The sequence below is a fragment of the Sporomusa termitida genome (genome assembly GCF_007641255.1).
Lineage (GTDB): Bacteria > Bacillota > Negativicutes > Sporomusales > Sporomusaceae > Sporomusa > Sporomusa termitida.
Window position 1 is genome coordinate 3,678,741 of record NZ_CP036259.1, and the last position, 16,589, is coordinate 3,695,329.

At 50.6% G+C, this 16,589-nt stretch carries 19 protein-coding genes; 1 reads left to right on the forward strand and 18 read right to left on the reverse strand.

What is annotated here, in order from left to right:
- The first annotated feature begins 1 nt into the window (after nt 1).
- The gene (locus SPTER_RS17295) at nt 2–964 is read left to right on the forward strand and encodes a 2-keto-3-deoxygluconate permease (protein ID WP_144351523.1); all 963 of its coding nucleotides are present in this window, start codon (nt 2–4) and stop codon (nt 962–964) included.
- A 370-nt stretch (nt 965–1,334) separates the two neighbouring features.
- On the opposite strand, the gene spoIIID is transcribed toward SPTER_RS17295, so the two are convergent.
- The 18 genes from spoIIID to SPTER_RS17390 all read right to left on the reverse strand — a co-directional run bounded on the left by spoIIID (nt 1,335) and on the right by SPTER_RS17390 (nt 16,588).
- Nucleotides 1,335–1,595 (reverse strand): sporulation transcriptional regulator SpoIIID, encoded by a 261-nt coding sequence (gene spoIIID / locus SPTER_RS17305; RefSeq protein WP_144351525.1) that lies wholly within the window; start codon nt 1,593–1,595, stop codon nt 1,335–1,337.
- Between the two features lie 110 nt (nt 1,596–1,705).
- Complete coding sequence (locus SPTER_RS17310) at nt 1,706–2,398, reverse strand: M23 family metallopeptidase (RefSeq protein WP_144351526.1); 693 nt, start codon at nt 2,396–2,398, stop codon at nt 1,706–1,708.
- Nucleotides 2,399–2,489: 91 nt separating this feature from the next.
- Nucleotides 2,490–3,494: a stage II sporulation protein D gene (gene spoIID, locus SPTER_RS17315; protein WP_144351527.1), complete on the reverse strand. Its 1,005-nt coding sequence runs from the start codon at nt 3,492–3,494 to the stop codon at nt 2,490–2,492.
- A 156-nt stretch (nt 3,495–3,650) separates the two neighbouring features.
- Nucleotides 3,651–4,904, reverse strand: a complete 1,254-nt coding sequence (murA, locus tag SPTER_RS17320; protein ID WP_144351528.1) for a UDP-N-acetylglucosamine 1-carboxyvinyltransferase — start codon at nt 4,902–4,904, stop codon at nt 3,651–3,653.
- A 267-nt stretch (nt 4,905–5,171) separates the two neighbouring features.
- A complete protein-coding gene (locus SPTER_RS17325) occupies nt 5,172–5,573 on the reverse strand; it encodes a F0F1 ATP synthase subunit epsilon (protein ID WP_144351529.1) in 402 nt (133 codons plus the stop codon).
- A 3-nt stretch (nt 5,574–5,576) separates the two neighbouring features.
- Nucleotides 5,577–6,986, reverse strand: coding sequence for a F0F1 ATP synthase subunit beta (gene atpD, locus SPTER_RS17330; RefSeq protein WP_144351530.1), 1,410 nt, complete (start codon nt 6,984–6,986; stop codon nt 5,577–5,579).
- Nucleotides 6,987–7,018: 32 nt separating this feature from the next.
- The gene (gene atpG / locus SPTER_RS17335) at nt 7,019–7,870 is read right to left on the reverse strand and encodes an ATP synthase F1 subunit gamma (RefSeq protein ID WP_144351531.1); all 852 of its coding nucleotides are present in this window, start codon (nt 7,868–7,870) and stop codon (nt 7,019–7,021) included.
- Between the two features lie 6 nt (nt 7,871–7,876).
- Nucleotides 7,877–9,400, reverse strand: coding sequence for a F0F1 ATP synthase subunit alpha (gene atpA / locus SPTER_RS17340; protein WP_144351532.1), 1,524 nt, complete (start codon nt 9,398–9,400; stop codon nt 7,877–7,879).
- Nucleotides 9,401–9,556: 156 nt separating this feature from the next.
- Nucleotides 9,557–10,111, reverse strand: coding sequence for a F0F1 ATP synthase subunit delta (locus SPTER_RS17345; protein WP_144351533.1), 555 nt, complete (start codon nt 10,109–10,111; stop codon nt 9,557–9,559).
- The gene (gene atpF, locus SPTER_RS17350) at nt 10,105–10,608 is read right to left on the reverse strand and encodes a F0F1 ATP synthase subunit B (protein ID WP_144351534.1); all 504 of its coding nucleotides are present in this window, start codon (nt 10,606–10,608) and stop codon (nt 10,105–10,107) included. The genes SPTER_RS17345 and atpF overlap by 7 nt, the downstream gene beginning before the upstream one ends.
- 87 nt (nt 10,609–10,695) lie before the next feature.
- Nucleotides 10,696–10,947, reverse strand: a complete 252-nt coding sequence (gene atpE, locus SPTER_RS17355; protein ID WP_144351535.1) for a F0F1 ATP synthase subunit C — start codon at nt 10,945–10,947, stop codon at nt 10,696–10,698.
- A gap of 54 nt (nt 10,948–11,001) precedes the next feature.
- A complete protein-coding gene (atpB, locus tag SPTER_RS17360) occupies nt 11,002–11,682 on the reverse strand; it encodes a F0F1 ATP synthase subunit A (RefSeq protein WP_144351536.1) in 681 nt (226 codons plus the stop codon).
- 10 nt (nt 11,683–11,692) lie between these two features.
- Nucleotides 11,693–12,124 (reverse strand): ATP synthase subunit I, encoded by a 432-nt coding sequence (locus tag SPTER_RS17365; protein ID WP_144351537.1) that lies wholly within the window; start codon nt 12,122–12,124, stop codon nt 11,693–11,695.
- A gap of 56 nt (nt 12,125–12,180) precedes the next feature.
- A complete protein-coding gene (locus SPTER_RS17370) occupies nt 12,181–12,387 on the reverse strand; it encodes an AtpZ/AtpI family protein (protein WP_144351538.1) in 207 nt (68 codons plus the stop codon).
- A 158-nt stretch (nt 12,388–12,545) separates the two neighbouring features.
- The gene (gene wecB / locus SPTER_RS17375) at nt 12,546–13,703 is read right to left on the reverse strand and encodes a non-hydrolyzing UDP-N-acetylglucosamine 2-epimerase (protein WP_144351539.1); all 1,158 of its coding nucleotides are present in this window, start codon (nt 13,701–13,703) and stop codon (nt 12,546–12,548) included.
- A 111-nt stretch (nt 13,704–13,814) separates the two neighbouring features.
- A complete protein-coding gene (locus SPTER_RS17380; RefSeq protein WP_144351540.1) occupies nt 13,815–14,861 on the reverse strand; it encodes an MraY family glycosyltransferase in 1,047 nt (348 codons plus the stop codon).
- A gap of 170 nt (nt 14,862–15,031) precedes the next feature.
- Entirely contained in the window at nt 15,032–15,703 is a 672-nt protein-coding gene (locus tag SPTER_RS17385) for a nucleoside triphosphate pyrophosphohydrolase family protein (RefSeq protein ID WP_144351541.1), read from the reverse strand.
- Between the two features lie 423 nt (nt 15,704–16,126).
- Entirely contained in the window at nt 16,127–16,588 is a 462-nt protein-coding gene (locus SPTER_RS17390) for a deoxycytidylate deaminase (protein WP_144351542.1), read from the reverse strand.
- Nucleotide 16,589 lies beyond the last annotated feature (1 nt).

Consider the following 16,589-nt stretch of genomic DNA (forward strand, 5'->3'; position numbering starts at 1 on the left):
TATGAAAATTAAACAATCTATTGAAAAAGTCCCTGGCGGAATGATGATTATTCCTTTGTTTTTCGGGGCAGTGCTAAACACCCTGCTGCCGGAATTCGGCAAGACCTTTGGTTCTTTTACCGGTGCCCTGATGACGGGTGCCATGCCTATCTTAGCGGTTTTTTATGTGTGTATGGGTTCAACCATTGACCTGAAGTCTACTCCGTATATCCTGCGCAAGGGCGGAGCTTTGCTGGGGGCGAAAATCCTGACCGGCGCTGTATTGGCCATAATTGCGTCAAAACTGCTGCCGTCAGGCTATGTTGAGGCCGGCTTCTTTGCCGGCCTGTCGGTTTTGGCGATTGTAGCTGCCATCAATGATACCAATGGCGGGCTATATATGGCGCTGATGGGACAGTTTGGCAAAAAAGAGGATGTCGGCGCCTATTCGGTAATGAGTCTGGAATCAGGCCCTTTCTTTACCATGGCTACCCTCGGCATTGCCGGGCTGGCCGCTTTCCCCTGGCAAACCTTTGTCGGCGCCATTTTGCCGTTGCTGATCGGCATGTTGCTAGGCAATCTGGACCGGGAACTGCGCGACTATCTGAGCCGGGCCGTCCCGGTACTGATTCCCTTCTTTGCTTTTGCCCTGGGCTGCGGCTTAAATCTTGGCAATATCGTTAAAGGCGGTATGCTGGGCATTCTGATGGGAGTTGCCGTAGTGGCGATCAGCGGCACAGTTTTGTTGCTGGCCGACAAACTGACCGGCGGCAACGGCATTGCCGGTCTCTCTGCCGCGTCCACTGCCGGCAACGCCGCCGCCGTACCGGCAGCCATCGCCGCTGTCGATACTTCGTATGCGGCGGTTGCGCCGACGGCAACCGTGCTGGTGGCAACCTGCGTAATCGTTACGGCTGTACTGGTACCTATCGTAACTGCCTGGTGGGCAAAACGAATTGGCGTAGGCGGAACTCCCGCCGCTTAGCCCCGGAGTATTACGCTGCCAATACGGCACCTGCACTTATATTCTGTACAGATGAAAAACAAAACCGCTGTTTGCCCTTCGGCAGCCAGCGGTTTTTTGGCACGGGCAAGCACCGGAAGCAAGGGGACGTTCTTTTTGCTTCTTTTTGCATACAGAAAAAAACCGAAGCAAAAGGACAGTGCCCCTGCTTCGGTTCCCCCTTTAATAATCAACCATTACTTCCTTTCAAAAAAAGCAAACAGGTTATTAGTTCAATAACTCCAGCATGTCAATAGAAGCAAAGGGACTGTCACTTTGCTTCTTGCCAGTAAATCAAGCTTCCCGCTTTTCTAATATTGGGTCAGGTTCATCATGGTGGTTCTCTAATGGTCTATTCTTCCTCTTTTTCTTCTTTGTATTTCTTTCTGGTAGCCTCACCGCCGCGGATATGCCGTTCTGCCTTATTTAGCTCCAGGATATTTTTTACCTTGGCAGCCAACCGCTTATTAATCTCAGGAAGACGTTCAATCATATCTTTGTGAACAGTGCTTTTGCTTACCCCAAAGACAGTGGCAGTCTGACGTACTGTATGCTTTGTTTCCATGATGTGGTTGCATATATCCAACACCCTTTTGCGAATATACTCTTTCATTCGGCCTCTTCCCCCTCGCGCCCGTCCTTTTAACCCTTTGCTAACATGTATATGCGGAGGAAAAGAAAAAATGACCTTACTCCAAGGTCATTAATTTTGTGAAAGTTAATTTAATTAATGATATTCGGAAACAGCTCCCGGGGGTCAATGCGATCGCCGCCACTGCCCTGGACGGCCAGATGCAGGTGGGGCTCCGGTTCACTGGTGCTTATTCCCATCGAACCAATCGGGCTGCCTGTTTTTATCATTGTATTTTTGTTTACGGCCACACTGGCCAGAGACCCATAATACACAGTGTATTTACCGCTGCGCACAGCGACTGTTAAACCGTGTTGCTTATCAGTAAATACTTCCACAACCTCCCCGCTTAACAGGGCCGGCACGAGCTGGCCTTCACCACCGCCGATGTCAAGACCGTTATTATAACGCCAGTCCTGGTACAAGGGATGAAGCTGCCAGCCGAAGTCCCTGATTATAGCGCCTTGCCACAGGTTGCGAATGGCTTCATTACCGGCCGCCATATCCTGCTGACCGGCCGCGGCTGCAGGTAATTCATCAGCAGGCGCCTGGGGGCCGGCAGGCAATTGGCTAATTGAAACAGCAGGCTGAGGCTGGGCTAGCGGCAGAGACTGGGCAGGCTCTGACACCGGTGCAGTTTTAGTTACCGGCGGCGTAGGCACTGTCTCCAGGGTACTGGCAACCGCAAATATCAGCAATGCCGCTACCGCCAGCAGCCCCCCTGCTGTCAATACCTGTCCTATGTGGCCGGAACGGACCAGTTTGGTAAATATTTTTCCGGGCATATCATCACCTCATGGATATTATGCCCAGTTTGCAAACAAATAATTCCGGTCAGGCCTGAGGAGTTAGACCGTGCCCACCTAAATTTTCAACCTAGGAACCAAATATATTCTTGATCGCCGTGCCTGTGTAATAGTGGGTTAATATCTGCCGGAAATCCCGGCTTTCTTTGGCTTGGCCATTGGCGCCGTATTGGCACAGGCCGACACCGTGTCCATAACCAAAAGTTTTAAATATTAGTGTATTCCCGGCCGGGGCAACACTAAAATTGGTTGAGCGCAATTCCAGCTTTTGCCTTACCTCAAGGCCTGACAACGTTTTCGTTCCTATCCTGACCTTGTTGACCCTCCCGGAGTTGGTATAGTCGATAATGCCGGCAATACTGGCACTACCGCCGCTCTGAGCGGCTGCCAGTATCCCGGCATCCGCCCCTAACCGCACTTCCAGCTCGGCCAGGGTTATTTCCTTGGTATCCTGGTACCGGGGTGATTTTTGATCCCAGGTACAGGCCACACTTTGCAGATAGGGATAGTCAAAGCCCCATACTTCCTGCGCACTGGCCGTCTTTCCGCCGCTGGTGGAGTGGAATACGGCATTAATGGGTTCCCCCTTATAGGTTATAATGAGGCCCCTGGTCTCGTTAGCGGCCTGACTGACTTTACCCCAGTATTTAGCGTAGTTTTGACCCCATTTATTTCTCAACACAGTTTCATTCTGCCAGGCCTGGCTGTCATTATGATCTGTCGTCACATCGGCGCCGGGATACTCGCTGGAACCGGTACCGCCGAACAAGGCCATATGCTTTACAGCATAAGTGCGCGCCGCCACAGCCTGGGCCTTGAGGGCCTCAGGCTCAAATTCCGCCGGCATTTCCGCCGCCACCACCCCTTTTACATAATCTTCCAGATTCATGGCAACGACCTGTTTAATATCATGCACATACACTTTAATCGTAATATCCTCGCCCCTGTAAACAACCGGGAAACCGGCTGCTGCCGGCTGCCGGCCCCAGTCGCTCACTCCCTGTACTATGAACGCCGGAATTGCAATAACAGTCACGATTACCAGTAAGATACTATATACTGCCACGTAACGCACCGCGCTCACCTCTACTCAGCGTTATCCATATTATTATTTCATAATATGCAAACAAGCTAAGCGGTATGAGTGGAAAAAATCAAGAGCGGGCTTGCCCCCGCTGGTGCAAGTCCGCTCTGCGATGATAAACAATGCTTATTATAATTATTAGTTCGGCTAATCTACACGTTCAATATTGGCACCAATACTGCGGAATTTTTCCACAAGCCGGTCATAACCCCGGTCAATGTGATGAATATAGCCAATCTCGGTTTGCCCTTCAGCTACAAGGCCTGCGAGCACCAGCGCCGCTCCCGCCCTTAAATCAGTGGCCTTGACAGGGCAGCCGGTCAGCTTGGCAACCCCTTCAACAACCGCGCTGCGGCCATCAATTTTAATTGCTGCCCCCATGCGTTTAAGTTCGTCAACATGCATAAACCGGTTCTCAAATACAGTTTCAGTGACAATACTTGTACCCTGAGCAACCGTCATCAGGGCCATAAACTGAGCCTGCATGTCGGTGGGAAAACCGGGATAAGGCAACGTTTTGATATCTACGGCGCGGATGCTGCCTGTAGCGCACACCCTGACGCCGTTTACATCCTCTTCAATCAGCACCCCGGCTTCTTTGAGTTTGGCAATCACCGGCTTCAGATGTTCGGTCAGGGCGTTTTCCACATATACGTCACCACCGGTCATGGCCGCCGCGACCATATAAGTCCCGGCTTCGATCCGGTCAGGTATCACGGTATGGCAGGCTCCCCGCAGCTCGCTGACACCTTCAATCCTGATCATTTTGGTGCCGGCCCCGCGGATGTTAGCCCCCATGTGATTAAGAATATTGGCCAGATCAACAATTTCCGGCTCCTCAGCCGGGTTCTCAATAATAGTCTGTCCCTTGGCCATACTGGCGGCCATCATAATGTTTTCGGTTGCCCCAACACTGGGGAAGTCCAGGTAAATTCTGGCCCCCTTTAAGCCCTGGGGCGCCCTGGCCTCAATAAAGCCATGGCCCATAACGATCTCAGCCCCTAAAGCCTCAAACCCTTTCAGATGCAGGTCTATTGGCCTGGTACCGATGGCACAGCCGCCGGGCAGGGAAATCTTCGCACAGCCTTCCCGGGCCAGCAAAGGGCCCATAACCAAAAAAGACGCGCGCATCTTTCTTACCAGCTCATAGGGAGCTTCACAGGCAATAACATTGGAGCTGTCAACATATAATGTTCCTGGTTCAATTTTTACCGCCGCACCTAAATGCTCAAGCACCTCGGCAATCGTCCGGACATCTTCCAGGTCTGGTATCTCTTCCAGGGTGCTGGGGGTTGTCCCCAGCAGCGTTGCCGCAATCACCGGCAGTACAGCGTTTTTTGCACCGCTGACTTTTACCGTACCGGACAGGCGATTGCCCCCGCGAACAATTAGTTTTTCCACAAAAGTTTCCTCCCACAACAGCGGTTACCTTACATGTATAAAAAACCGGTTCAACATGTTCGAATGCTAAACAGTCTACAGTTTTCCTATAATAGTTTATCATTACCCTAATCGCTAATCAATAGCCGGCGACTTATAATAAAGTAAAATAAAGCTGTTATGTTCATTTTTGCCAGGATTTAGGTACGTTATTCAATGTAAATTATGGTGTGCAAAAAGAAAATGAGAGTACTCTGCAGAATACTCTCATTTCTTTACATTTTAGAATTATTTTTTTTCAGCAACCCTTAGACGCACTATGGCCCGCTTAAGGGCAATTTCAGCACGATGTACGTCAATATCTGCACTTGTTCTTAACCGCGCTTCCGCTCGATCTTTAGCCGCTGCCGCCCGTTTAACATCAATTTCTTCCGGCAATTCGGCGCAACTTGCCAATACTGTTACCTTCTGGGGGCGAACTTCAATAAAACCGCCGCACAACGCCAGTTGGTGCTCGCCTTCGTCCTTCATGATCCGGAGTGGCCAGACATCAAGACCGGCAATCAGCGGGGCGTGCCCTGGCAAAATGCCCAGGTCGCCGTCAGTCGCTCTGGCAATCACCATATTGACGTCTTCGGAGTAGACCATCCTGTCAGGAGTAACAATATCCAGCCGAATCTTATTGGCCATCTATTATTCCCCCTTCATTTTTTGAGCCTTTTCCACTGCCTCGTCAATAGTACCTACCATGTAGAACGCGGTTTCCGGCAACTCGTCATGCTTGCCGCTTAAAATTTCCTTAAAGCCGCGGATCGTTTCCTTGAGCGATACATACTTGCCGGGGGTGCCGGTAAATGCCTCGGCCACAAAGAACGGCTGACTCAGGAATCTCTGGATTTTTCTGGCCCGGGCTACGGTCTGCCTGTCTTCATCAGACAACTCTTCCATACCCAGAATGGCAATAATATCCTGCAGTTCTTTATACCGCTGCAGCACTTCCTGAACACCGCGGGCTACCTGATAATGCTCTTCCCCTAAGACATGGGGGTCCATAATCCGGGAGGTGGAATCCAGCGGGTCAACGGCCGGGTAGATACCAAGCTCCGAGATCTGACGCGACAATACGGTGGTGGCGTCAAGATGGGCAAAGGTCGCTGCCGGCGCCGGATCTGTCAGGTCATCGGCCGGCACATATACGGCCTGTACCGACGTAATTGAACCTTTTTTGGTGGAGGTGATCCGCTCCTGCAGGGCCCCGACGTCAGTACTCAGGGTCGGCTGATAGCCAACCGCTGACGGCATCCGGCCCAGAAGGGCCGAAACTTCGGAGCCGGCCTGGATAAAGCGGAAGATATTATCAACGAACAGCAGTACGTCCTGGCCGCCGACATCACGGAAGTATTCCGCCATTGTCAGGCCGGTAAGGCCTACGCGCATCCGCGCTCCCGGCGGTTCGTTCATCTGACCGTATACCAGCGCCGTCTTATCGATAACGCCTGATTCGATCATTTCGTTCCATAGGTCATTGCCTTCACGGGTACGTTCGCCTACGCCGGCAAATACCGAGTAGCCGCCATGCTCGGTGGCAATGTTGCGGATCAGTTCCATAATCAGTACCGTTTTGCCTACGCCGGCACCGCCAAACAACCCAATCTTGCCGCCTAACGCATACGGGGCAATCAGGTCAACAACCTTGATGCCTGTTTCGAGGATCTGCGTAGAGGTTTCCTGGTCTTCAAACTTTGGTGCCGGCCGGTGGATTGGCCAATACTCATCGGCCGTAACCGGCTCAGGCTTTTTATCAACGGTTTCACCAAGTACGTTAAATACACGGCCTAAAGTTCCCTTGCCAACCGGTATTTTAATAGGCGCCCCGGTATCTACTGCTTTCATGCCGCGGGTCAGACCGTCCGTAGAGGACATGGCTACACAACGGACGGTATTATCGCCCAGGTGCTGCATGACCTCTGCTGTCAGTTTTACCTGCACATCACCGACGGTTTCGTCAATGGTAACGGCATTATATATGGCAGGCAGTTTCTCCGGGGGAAACTCAGCGTCAATAACAGGACCGATAACTTGAATAATTCTACCGATATTCACTAGGGTTTCCCCTCCTTAACTTCTTCGACCTTCTACTTAAGCGCCTCAGCGCCACCGACGATCTCGGATATTTCCCGAGTAATGGTGGCCTGACGGACCTTATTGTAGTTCAGGGTCAGTTTGGAAATAAGTTCTTGCGCATTATCAGTAGCCGAACCCATCGCCGTCATCCGGGCCCCCAGCTCGCTGGCCGCTGCTTGCAGCAGCGCCCCGTAAATGACTGTTTCCAGGTAACGCGGCAGCAGCAGACCAAGAACCTCAGCGGCCGATGGCTCAAATAAGTACTCGGTCTGGGGGGTCTGATCCCCTTCGCCGATGCCGGCAAGCGGCAATAATTTGATTGTTGTTGGCTTCTGATTAATAGGCGAATAGAAATGGGTGTAAACCAGATAAATTTCGTCATACTCACCGGCCGCAAACTTTTCAGCCATCAGCTGGGCTAGCATGACCGCATCTTGAAAGGACGGTTTTTCCGTGAAACCGGTATATTCGCCGTCGATTGTATAACCACGCCGTTTAAAGTAGTCGCGGGCTTTACGGCCCACAGTCACCAGTTTGGCGTTGTCTCTGCCGCGGACCTGTGGTAAGACCTCTTTCATCAGGTTGGACGAGTAGGCCCCGGCCAGCCCCTTGTCGGCACTTAATACCAGATAAGCAGTTTGCTTAACTTCCCGCACCTCCAGCAGGGGGTGGGAGGCATCCCGGATATTGGCAGCTACACTTGTCAGCACTTCTTTTATCTTATCGGTATAAGGCTTGCTGGCAATGGCCCGTTCCTGCGCCCGGCGCAACCGGGCGGCGGCAACCATTTTCATGGCTTTGGTTATCTGCTGAATATTCTTTACGCTTTTAATGCGACGGCGGATATCTCTGGCGCTAGCCATGCATTATCACCTCGCCGCTTCAACTTTAACAAAAGTGTCTTTAAATTCTTTCACAGCTTTTTTAATGGCCGCTTCGGTATCGGCATCAAGAGCTTTCTTTTCTCTGATAATTTTAGCCACTTCCGCATAGTTACTGCGCATGAATTTCAGGAAGTCCTGTTCAAATTTAGTAACATCCTCAATCGGCACATCATCAAGATACCCGTTGATCCCGCTATAGATAACCATAACCTGTTCATCAACAGCCATTGGCACATATTGGGGCTGCTTCAGAATCTCCATCATCCGCTGGCCGCGGTCAAGCTGGGCCTTGGTGGATTTATCAAGGTCGGAACCGAACTGGGCAAAGGCTGCCAGCTCACGATATTGGGCCAGGTCCAGACGCAAACGGCCGGCAACCTGTTTCATGGCTTTAATCTGGGCGGAGCCGCCTACCCGGGATACGGACAGACCGGCGTTAATGGCCGGGCGAATCCCGGAATAGAACAACTCACCTTCCAGGAATATCTGACCGTCGGTAATCGAAATAACGTTCGTCGGTATGTAGGCCGACACGTCACCGGCCAGTGTTTCGATAATCGGCAGCGCGGTAATGGAACCGCCGCCCAGTTCACTGGACAGCTTCGCGGCCCGCTCCAACAAGCGGGAATGCAGGTAAAATACGTCACCCGGATAGGCTTCACGTCCCGGTGGACGGCGCAGCAGCAGGGACATGGCCCGGTAAGCAGTGGCGTGTTTGGACAAATCATCATACACGCACAATACGGCGCCGCCTTTGTACATAAAGTACTCGCCCATAGTGACACCGGCATAAGGCGCCAGATATTGCAGCGGCGCGCTGTCAGAGGCGGTGGCGGCGACCACAATGGTGTACTCCATAGCACCGGCCTCTTCCAGGGTTTTAACAACCCGGGCCACGGTCGATGCTTTTTGGCCAATGGCCACATAGATACATATGACCCCCTGGCCTTTTTGATTAATAATGGTATCAACAGCAATTGCCGTTTTACCGGTACCACGGTCACCGATAATCAGTTCGCGCTGACCGCGTCCGATCGGTACCATGGAGTCAATTGCTTTAATGCCTGTTTGGAGCGGCTCTTTTACTGACTGTCTGTCAGCAATGCCTGGTGCATGGTATTCAACCGGACGAAACTCAGTGGTGTTTATCGGGCCTTTGCCGTCAATCGGCTGACCAATGGCGTTTACAACCCGGCCAACCATGGCTTCGCCTACCGGCACCTGCATGATGCGTCCGGTCCGGCGGACAGTGTCGCCTTCCTTGATCAAAATCTCGCCGCCCAGGAGCACGGCACCCACATTATCTTCTTCCAGGTTTAAGACCATGCCAAATACTTCATGCGGAAATTCTAATAATTCGCCGGCCATGGCCTTTTCCAAACCGTGGATCCGGGCGATACCATCGCCTACTTCAATAACGGTACCGACATCATCAACATTGAGGTCTACCTGATAATGCTCAATCTGTTGTTTGATAATCGCCGTTATTTCTTCTGGCCTCATTTTCATAAGTTAAGATCTCACCCCAATCATAAAGTAGACTCAGCTTCAGACAGGAAATAACCCTGCTGAACTATAGTCGACCTTATCCAGGGACTTAGCCGTTGGCGCTCCCATTGGCAAGCGGGAGACGAAAGCGGCCTGGTCATCGGATAAAGTCCGCGGCTATACGGCAGTGATTTGATTTGTCAAAAGCGCTGCTTTCAGCGCTTTCAGCTGACGGGCTACGCTGCCGTCAATCAGTTTATCACCGATTTTAACAACTACACCGCCCAGCAGTTCTTGATCTATGGTTGTCTTGAGTACAATACTCTTGCCGGTAACACTGCTAAGTTTGGCAGCCAGCGCCTCAAGCTGCCCGGCGCTGAGCTCCTTGGCAGTAAAGACTTCGGCCTCGGCAATATTCCTGGCCTCATTGGCCAGGCGTATGAATTCACGGATAATGGCCGGCAGTGCGGGCTCGCGGCGTTTATCAATCAGGAGCTGCAGGAAACTTTGAACAAAACCGTCCAAATCGCCGGCAAAAACCCGGTTGATCGTTTCTTTCTTGGCAGCAGCCGGCACCAGCGGATGATACATAAGGGTAGCCAAATCAGTATGGCCGGCAATGGTGGCCTCTACCAGCCTGAGCTGTTTCTCCACATTGTCGAGCAATGCTCTTTCGCTGGCAATTTCATATATGGCCTGTGCATATTTGAGCGCCAACTTATTGGTTAGCATGGCAAACCACCTATTTTCTTACCATCCAGGTTTGTGATAAAGTCTTCAACAATCCTGGCATTGGCAGCATCGTCCATGTTTTGGGAAACAATTTTGGAAGCTGCGGCAACCGCCAGCGTAACAACCTCACCTTTAAGTTCGGCAAGGGCGAGCTCACGTTCACGGGCAATTTCTTCCTGCGTGACTTTTAACAGCCGTGCGCTTTCTTCGCGGGCTTCTTTCAGTATTTCTTCTTTGGTTTGTTCAGCCAGCTTGGCGGCCTTTTCAACAATAACCTGGGCCTGGGTACGAGCTTCGGCCAGTTGAGCAAGATATTCCTGCCTGAGCTTCTCAGCAGCTTGCCTCTCCTGTTCAGCTGTTTCCAGACTGTCAGCAATTTTGGCCTGCCGGTCAGCCAGCGCCTTCATCAGCGGTTTGTATGCCACTTTAGTTAAGATAGCAACAAGTATAAGAAAATTTATAATTTGCGCTATAAGCGTCGCGTTCAAGTCAACCAATTGAGGGCCCCTCCTCTTTCCGGCGTATAAGGGGAGCGCTGGCAGAAAGCAGCATAGGCTTCTGCCAGACGCCCGATAACGCTTTGATTACTTAATAAACGGATTGGCAAATACCAGTACAATGGCAATAACCGCCGCGATAATAGGAATAGACTCGATCAAACCTACTGAAATCAGCATGTTTACAAGAATAGTCCCTTTTGCTTCCGGTTGTCTTGCCATACCCTCAATGGCCTTAGCGGTAACCGCACCGTCACCGAGAGCGGCACCAATAGCGGCAAGGCCAATAGCCAAACTCGCACCAATGGCTGAGGCTGCAATAATAATAGCTTGTTCCACAAAAAATTCCTCCTTTTTCCTCTGTTCAATTATGTACATAAAGGTAGCAAAAAACTAATGTTCGTCTTTTAATGAATTAGACAGATAAGAAACAGACAATATCGTAAAAATAAATGCCTGTACCACCCCGACGAACACACTGAAGGCCAACCATGCCGTTGGAATAACATACGGCACGAGCATGCCCAGGATGATGAGCAGAATCTCACCAGCCAGAATATTACCGAATAGACGGAAGGATAAAGTAATCGGCTTGGCCACTTCTTCAACAATATTGATAATAACAAAGGGGATATAGGGTTCAAAGAAATGTTTGAAATACCTGACAGGCCCCCGGTGTATGGCTCCTACAACATGTACCAGCACAACTATCATCAGAGCTAAACCCAGTGTTGTATTAATATCATTGGTCGGTGAGGTAAATCCCGGTACCAGGCCCAGTTCATTACCGACTAGCAAAAACAGAAACAGCGTAATAATAATCGGTGCCAATTTTCTGCCTTTAGGACCCATGTTATTATCAATCTGGTCTAACAGGGCGGTCACTGCCATTTCCAGGATGTTTTGCCAGCCACGGGGGACAATTTCTACCCGGCGTGTGGCGATCACTGCCAAAAAAATGACAATCGCCATAGTTAACCAAGTCATGTATAAGGTGTCGAGATTAAACGTAAGTCCGGCAAATTGCGCGAGCTTATGTGCGCCAATCTCATGGCCTCCTCCACCATGTCCCATACTTTCACTTTCACTCCTTTCCTATTTTAGAATTGGACTTGTTTACGTTTTCTAAAAGTCCGGTAATTACGGTAATTACGGCATTAACCATTAATACTATATGAAGTGAGAATAATCCCACTACTGCCGCCCAAAAATCAATACCCGGCACATATATTGACAAAACAAGTATTGAAATGGCAAAACTGAACCGGATAAGCCAGCCGGCCCACATGGAGGCGACAGCCTTTCCAGGTGGCAGTTCAGCACTTTTCTTTACCCGGCGGCACATCAGGAGAAAATAGATTACACTTCCCGACCAGCCTGTCAATAAGCCAGGTATAACAAATATTTTGTCTGTAATAAAGGCACTACAGGTTATAAAAAAAACCCAGGCCCCCAAATGAGCCAGTGTTCGCCGCATCTGCACAGCGAAGTCATCAGCAAAACCGGTTTTAAGCACTTGTCCTCCTAAACTGTTTAGCAAAGCTTGGCTTGGGCTAAGTATCCTTTACAGTCTCATTTAACAATCCTCTTATAGGTGCCCCATAACCCGGCAATCATGCCCACCACAATCCCCCCCACCGTAAACCAGGGAGATGAATCCCAAAACCGGTCGGCAGAGCGGCCTAAAAACAGGCCAACAGCCACAGATGCCACCATATTAAGCCCGATAGATCCGGCTAGACCAAAGGCTGTCCATAGCCCGTCATTTTTGCCAGGCATATCCTCACCTCTTACAATTAGGCATCTTAGCGATTATATAGCACCACATTATTTTGGCAAAAACCCCAAAAATAGGCTAATATCCGATATGTTTTATTCTCTATTGGCGGGCAAAATTCCTGCATAGACATACAGGAAATAATAAAAATTACACATATTCAGTAAAATGCAAATTCATCGGGCCGACTGTTCACTATCCCATATTTGTGTAAAATAGCGGTGACAATCCGCCGGGCTGCCTGGCCATCGCCATAGGGGTTAACGGCATTGGCCATTTTATGATATTCACAGCCGTCAATAAGTAAACGCCGGGTTTCAGCATAAACACGGTCCCGGTCAGTGCCGATCAGCTTAACAGTGCCTGCGGCTACCGCCTCCGGGCGTTCCGTGGTATCCCGCAAAACCAATACCGGCTTGCCGAGAGCCGGCGCTTCTTCCTGAACGCCGCCCGAATCGGTAAGCACCAGATAAGATCTGGCAATTAAATTGGCAAACGGCTGGTAATCCAGCGGATCGATCAGGTGCACCCGGTCCAGTTCGCCCAGTTCTTCCTGGACTACCTGCCGGACAAGCGGATTTTTATGTACAGGAAAAACAATTTCCACATCAGCGTGATCGATAACAATCTCTTTCAGGGCCTGGTATACATGGCGCATTGGCTCACCAAGGTTTTCCCGCCGGTGGGTTGTGACCAGAATGACCTTGTGGTTAGCATAGTCAATATGCCGGAGCAGGCGGCTGGTAAAGTGGTAGCCGTCATCAACAGTGGCCATCAGCGCATCAATGACCGTATTGCCGGTAACAACAACAGCCCCGGGATCAACATTTTCCTGCAGCAGATTCTGCCGGGCCGTCATTGTCGGGGCAAAATGCATGTCAGCCAGCGAGCCGGTCAGCTTGCGGTTCATTTCCTCCGGAAAAGGTGACTGCTTATTGCCTGTTCGCAGACCGGCCTCAACATGGCCGACCGTGGTCTGGTGATAAAAGGCCGCCAGGGCCCCGGCAAAGGTGGTGGTGGTATCACCGTGGACCAGTACAATATCCGGTTTTTCCTTAACCAGCACCTGATTAAGGCCGGACATCGCCCGACAGGTAATATCGAACAGGGTCTGTCCCTTGCACATAATATCCAGATCATAATCAGGGGCAATCCTGAACAGCTTCAGTACCTGATCAAGCATCTCCCGGTGCTGGGCGGTCACAGCCACCACCGGGGTGATAGCCTCAGGATATTTCGCTAACTCCAGCACAACAGGCGCCATTTTTATCGCCTCCGGGCGGGTACCAAAAACAGTCATCACTTTAATGCGGGACATAAAAATTCTCCTCTCGGTCGGCATCAAGTGGAAAAGTTCCCTTTCACCACGGGATAACATAAAGCGGGCAAAGATTGCCCGCCTTATGTGCGTTATAAGCGCGACTCAAGCCTAATGGCTTTTGACATCGGTGCTTTTCAACACACCTTCATTGTTTTTAAGCACGCCAATCTTTTTAGCTCCCAGAATAGCGACTGTGATAATTGACAGTAAAATCAAGGCGGCATACACGTTGCTTACGGCCGTCAGGGCAATAGCACTTACGCCCAGACAGCCGCTGATCACATACATGAGTAATACAGCCTGTTTCTGACTTAAGCCCATCGCCAGCAGGCGATGATGAAAATGTCCTTTATCCGGCTTAAATATCGGCCGTCCGCTCATATAGCGCCGGATAATAGCAAAGGCGGTATCCATAATTGGCAGCCCCAGGGCTACGATCGGCACAACAAGGGCGATGGTCGCCGCACTTTTTACCGTCCCCAGGATGGAGACAGCGGCAAGCATATAACCCAAAAACATGCTGCCCGTATCACCCATAAAAATTTTCGCGGGATTAAAGTTATGCTGCAAAAAGCCAAGGGCACTGCCGGCCAGGGCCGCCGTTAAAATGGCCACTGTCCAGAAATCCTGCTCCAGCGCCACTAACAGTATCGTCACCGACGCGATTGTCGATACCCCGGCGGCCAGGCCGTCAAGGCCGTCAATCAGATTGACGGTATTGGTCAGGCTGACGACCCACAGAATCGTGAGCGGTATCGATAAATAATTAACATAGATCATATCACCAAATGGATTTGTCAGCCATTCAATGCGAATATCAAACATAATGAGTACAGCGGCAGCCACAATCTGACCTAAGAGTTTAACTTTTGCCGGTAATTGCTTTAAATCGTCAATAATACCAACTGCTAAAATAACAGTGCCGCCTAACAGCAGCCCCCAGAGTTCATGCGTGATATGCATACTGAACAGTACAGCCAGCACAAAACCAAAATATATTGCCAGTCCGCCCATCCGGGGGATTGGAATTGTATGCACTTTACGGGCGTCAGGAGCATCAAGCGCTCCGGCCTTAATGGCCAGATCCTTAACATGAGGGGTGATAAAGTAAGCTGCTGCCAAGGCAACAGTAAAAGCCACTACATATGTTTGCAAATGCTAACACCTCTTTTCTACGCAACACTCATTGTACCTCATCTGTATAAAAGTTGTCAATCAGCCCTTAACCGCCAAATCATCCTGTATCGGTAGTATTTAATTACCAAAACTATATGAGCCGTCTATATGCAGTATACCTCGATTTATTGCGCCCTTATACCTTTTTTTTAACAGTAGCCTTTATGGCGCAGTTTATCCACATGGGTGGCCACAAGGGCCGGTATGCTTACAGCATGCCGTTCAGCCAGAATATACATCATCGTAAAGCAGCACTGAGCGACATCCAGAAGCTCCAGGGCCGCACCCCGGTTAACCTCGTTGCTGTCGAGCCGGGCTTGTTCCCCGGACGCGCCGGCATGCTTGCCCAGAAACTGGGTCAGTTCGCCAAGTTCTTCCTGAATCTTGCACACGGTTGTCAGCAGGGTGACATCCTCGATATTCAGATGGGGCAGGCTGATGTACTTAAAGTTGCCGCCATGCAGGTTTTTTATTGTGGTAATCGAATAGCTCTGGCTTACGTCATACATATATCCCTTTTCAAACAGTTTGGCCAGATGCTCACCGATCAGACTGTCGGCATCAATACCGAAGGAATCCTCCATGACAAAAATCATGGTCACACAAGTCTGGGCAACATCCAAAAGCTCTTCTTTAACATCGGCGAGCAAGGCAACGGCCTCCGGCTGCGCACTTAATGCCGCCGGGCTCAGCTGCTCCCAGGGCATAAACTTCAGCACGGCCCGGGCCAGTTCACCGGCCTCTTCCATAGCCTTCAGCAGGGTTGAGTCAAGGGTTGGCGTCAGCGCCTCCAGTTTGGGTAAGTAAATAGCTTCTACCATGCACATTCTCCTATAGCAAGGCCGGTACAACCATCCAGTCGGATAACAAACCGGCCTAAGATTATGAATTTCAATTCGCCGCAAGCCGATAAAATCCCTTTTAAGCCGCGATTTTTCCTGGGTAATGTGAAAAATCCGGCTTTTGCCAGGTACTTGCGGGCACCGGCCGAGGCCCTAGTGCCTTGACAAAGTCAAATGTTAGGTTATACAACGCATCTTTTCCCGCACTGCTTCGTTGTCGTCGCCTTACAGATTGCCGATCTGCGCGGCTCCTCCGCCTTGCATTGCGAAAAAATCTACGTTGTCTAAAACTAACATCTAACTGTGCCAAGGCACTAGCCGTTCTTAACCTCATCGGCAAGAGGCTATAATTCCTGTCCATGAAAAACCGCTGCTGCCTCAATCAGGCGCAGCGGCTTCTAACTAACCGAAACAAACACATTCAATTCCGGCTTCGCCAATCAGTTGTTCAGCCAGTTTGTCAGGATAGCTGTATTGATAAACAACCCGCTTAATACCGGCATTTACAATAATTTTGGTACAGGCCGAACAGGGCTGGTGGGTAGAATAAATGGTCGCGCCCCGAATAGAAACCCCATACATAGCAGCCTGAACAACAGCACTTTGCTCGGCATGAAGACCGCGGCAAAGCTCCTGCCGCTCACCGGAGGGGATCTGGTTGTCGGCGCGGACACAGCCGGTTTCTCCACAGTGGGCCAGGCCGCAGGGTGCGCCATTATAACCGCTGGCTAATAACCGCTGTTCCTTAACAATCACCGCCCCAATCTGGCGGCGCAAGCAGGTAGACCTGGTGGCCACCACCTTGGTAATCTCCATAAAATATTCATCCCAGGTGGGACGGACAAGGTCCGGTTTTTCCTTCATT

Excerpts from the sequence above, each read along its gene's own strand:
- SPTER_RS17295 (WP_144351523.1), top strand. The coding sequence starts at position 2 with ATGAAAATTAAACAATCTATTGAAAAAGTCCCTGGCGGAATGATGATT.
- spoIIID (WP_144351525.1), bottom strand. The coding sequence starts at position 1,595 with ATGAAAGAGTATATTCGCAAAAGGGTGTTGGATATATGCAACCACATC.
- SPTER_RS17310 (WP_144351526.1), bottom strand. The coding sequence starts at position 2,398 with ATGCCCGGAAAAATATTTACCAAACTGGTCCGTTCCGGCCACATAGGA.
- SPTER_RS17325 (WP_144351529.1), bottom strand. The coding sequence starts at position 5,573 with ATGGCCAATAAGATTCGGCTGGATATTGTTACTCCTGACAGGATGGTC.
- atpG (WP_144351531.1), bottom strand. The coding sequence starts at position 7,870 with ATGGCTAGCGCCAGAGATATCCGCCGTCGCATTAAAAGCGTAAAGAAT.
- atpA (WP_144351532.1), bottom strand. The coding sequence starts at position 9,400 with ATGAAAATGAGGCCAGAAGAAATAACGGCGATTATCAAACAACAGATT.
- SPTER_RS17345 (WP_144351533.1), bottom strand. The coding sequence starts at position 10,111 with ATGCTAACCAATAAGTTGGCGCTCAAATATGCACAGGCCATATATGAA.
- atpB (WP_144351536.1), bottom strand. The coding sequence starts at position 11,682 with ATGGGACATGGTGGAGGAGGCCATGAGATTGGCGCACATAAGCTCGCG.
- SPTER_RS17370 (WP_144351538.1), bottom strand. The coding sequence starts at position 12,387 with ATGCCTGGCAAAAATGACGGGCTATGGACAGCCTTTGGTCTAGCCGGA.
- wecB (WP_144351539.1), bottom strand. The coding sequence starts at position 13,703 with ATGTCCCGCATTAAAGTGATGACTGTTTTTGGTACCCGCCCGGAGGCG.
- SPTER_RS17385 (WP_144351541.1), bottom strand. The coding sequence starts at position 15,703 with ATGGTAGAAGCTATTTACTTACCCAAACTGGAGGCGCTGACGCCAACC.
- SPTER_RS17390 (WP_144351542.1), bottom strand. The coding sequence starts at position 16,588 with ATGAAGGAAAAACCGGACCTTGTCCGTCCCACCTGGGATGAATATTTT.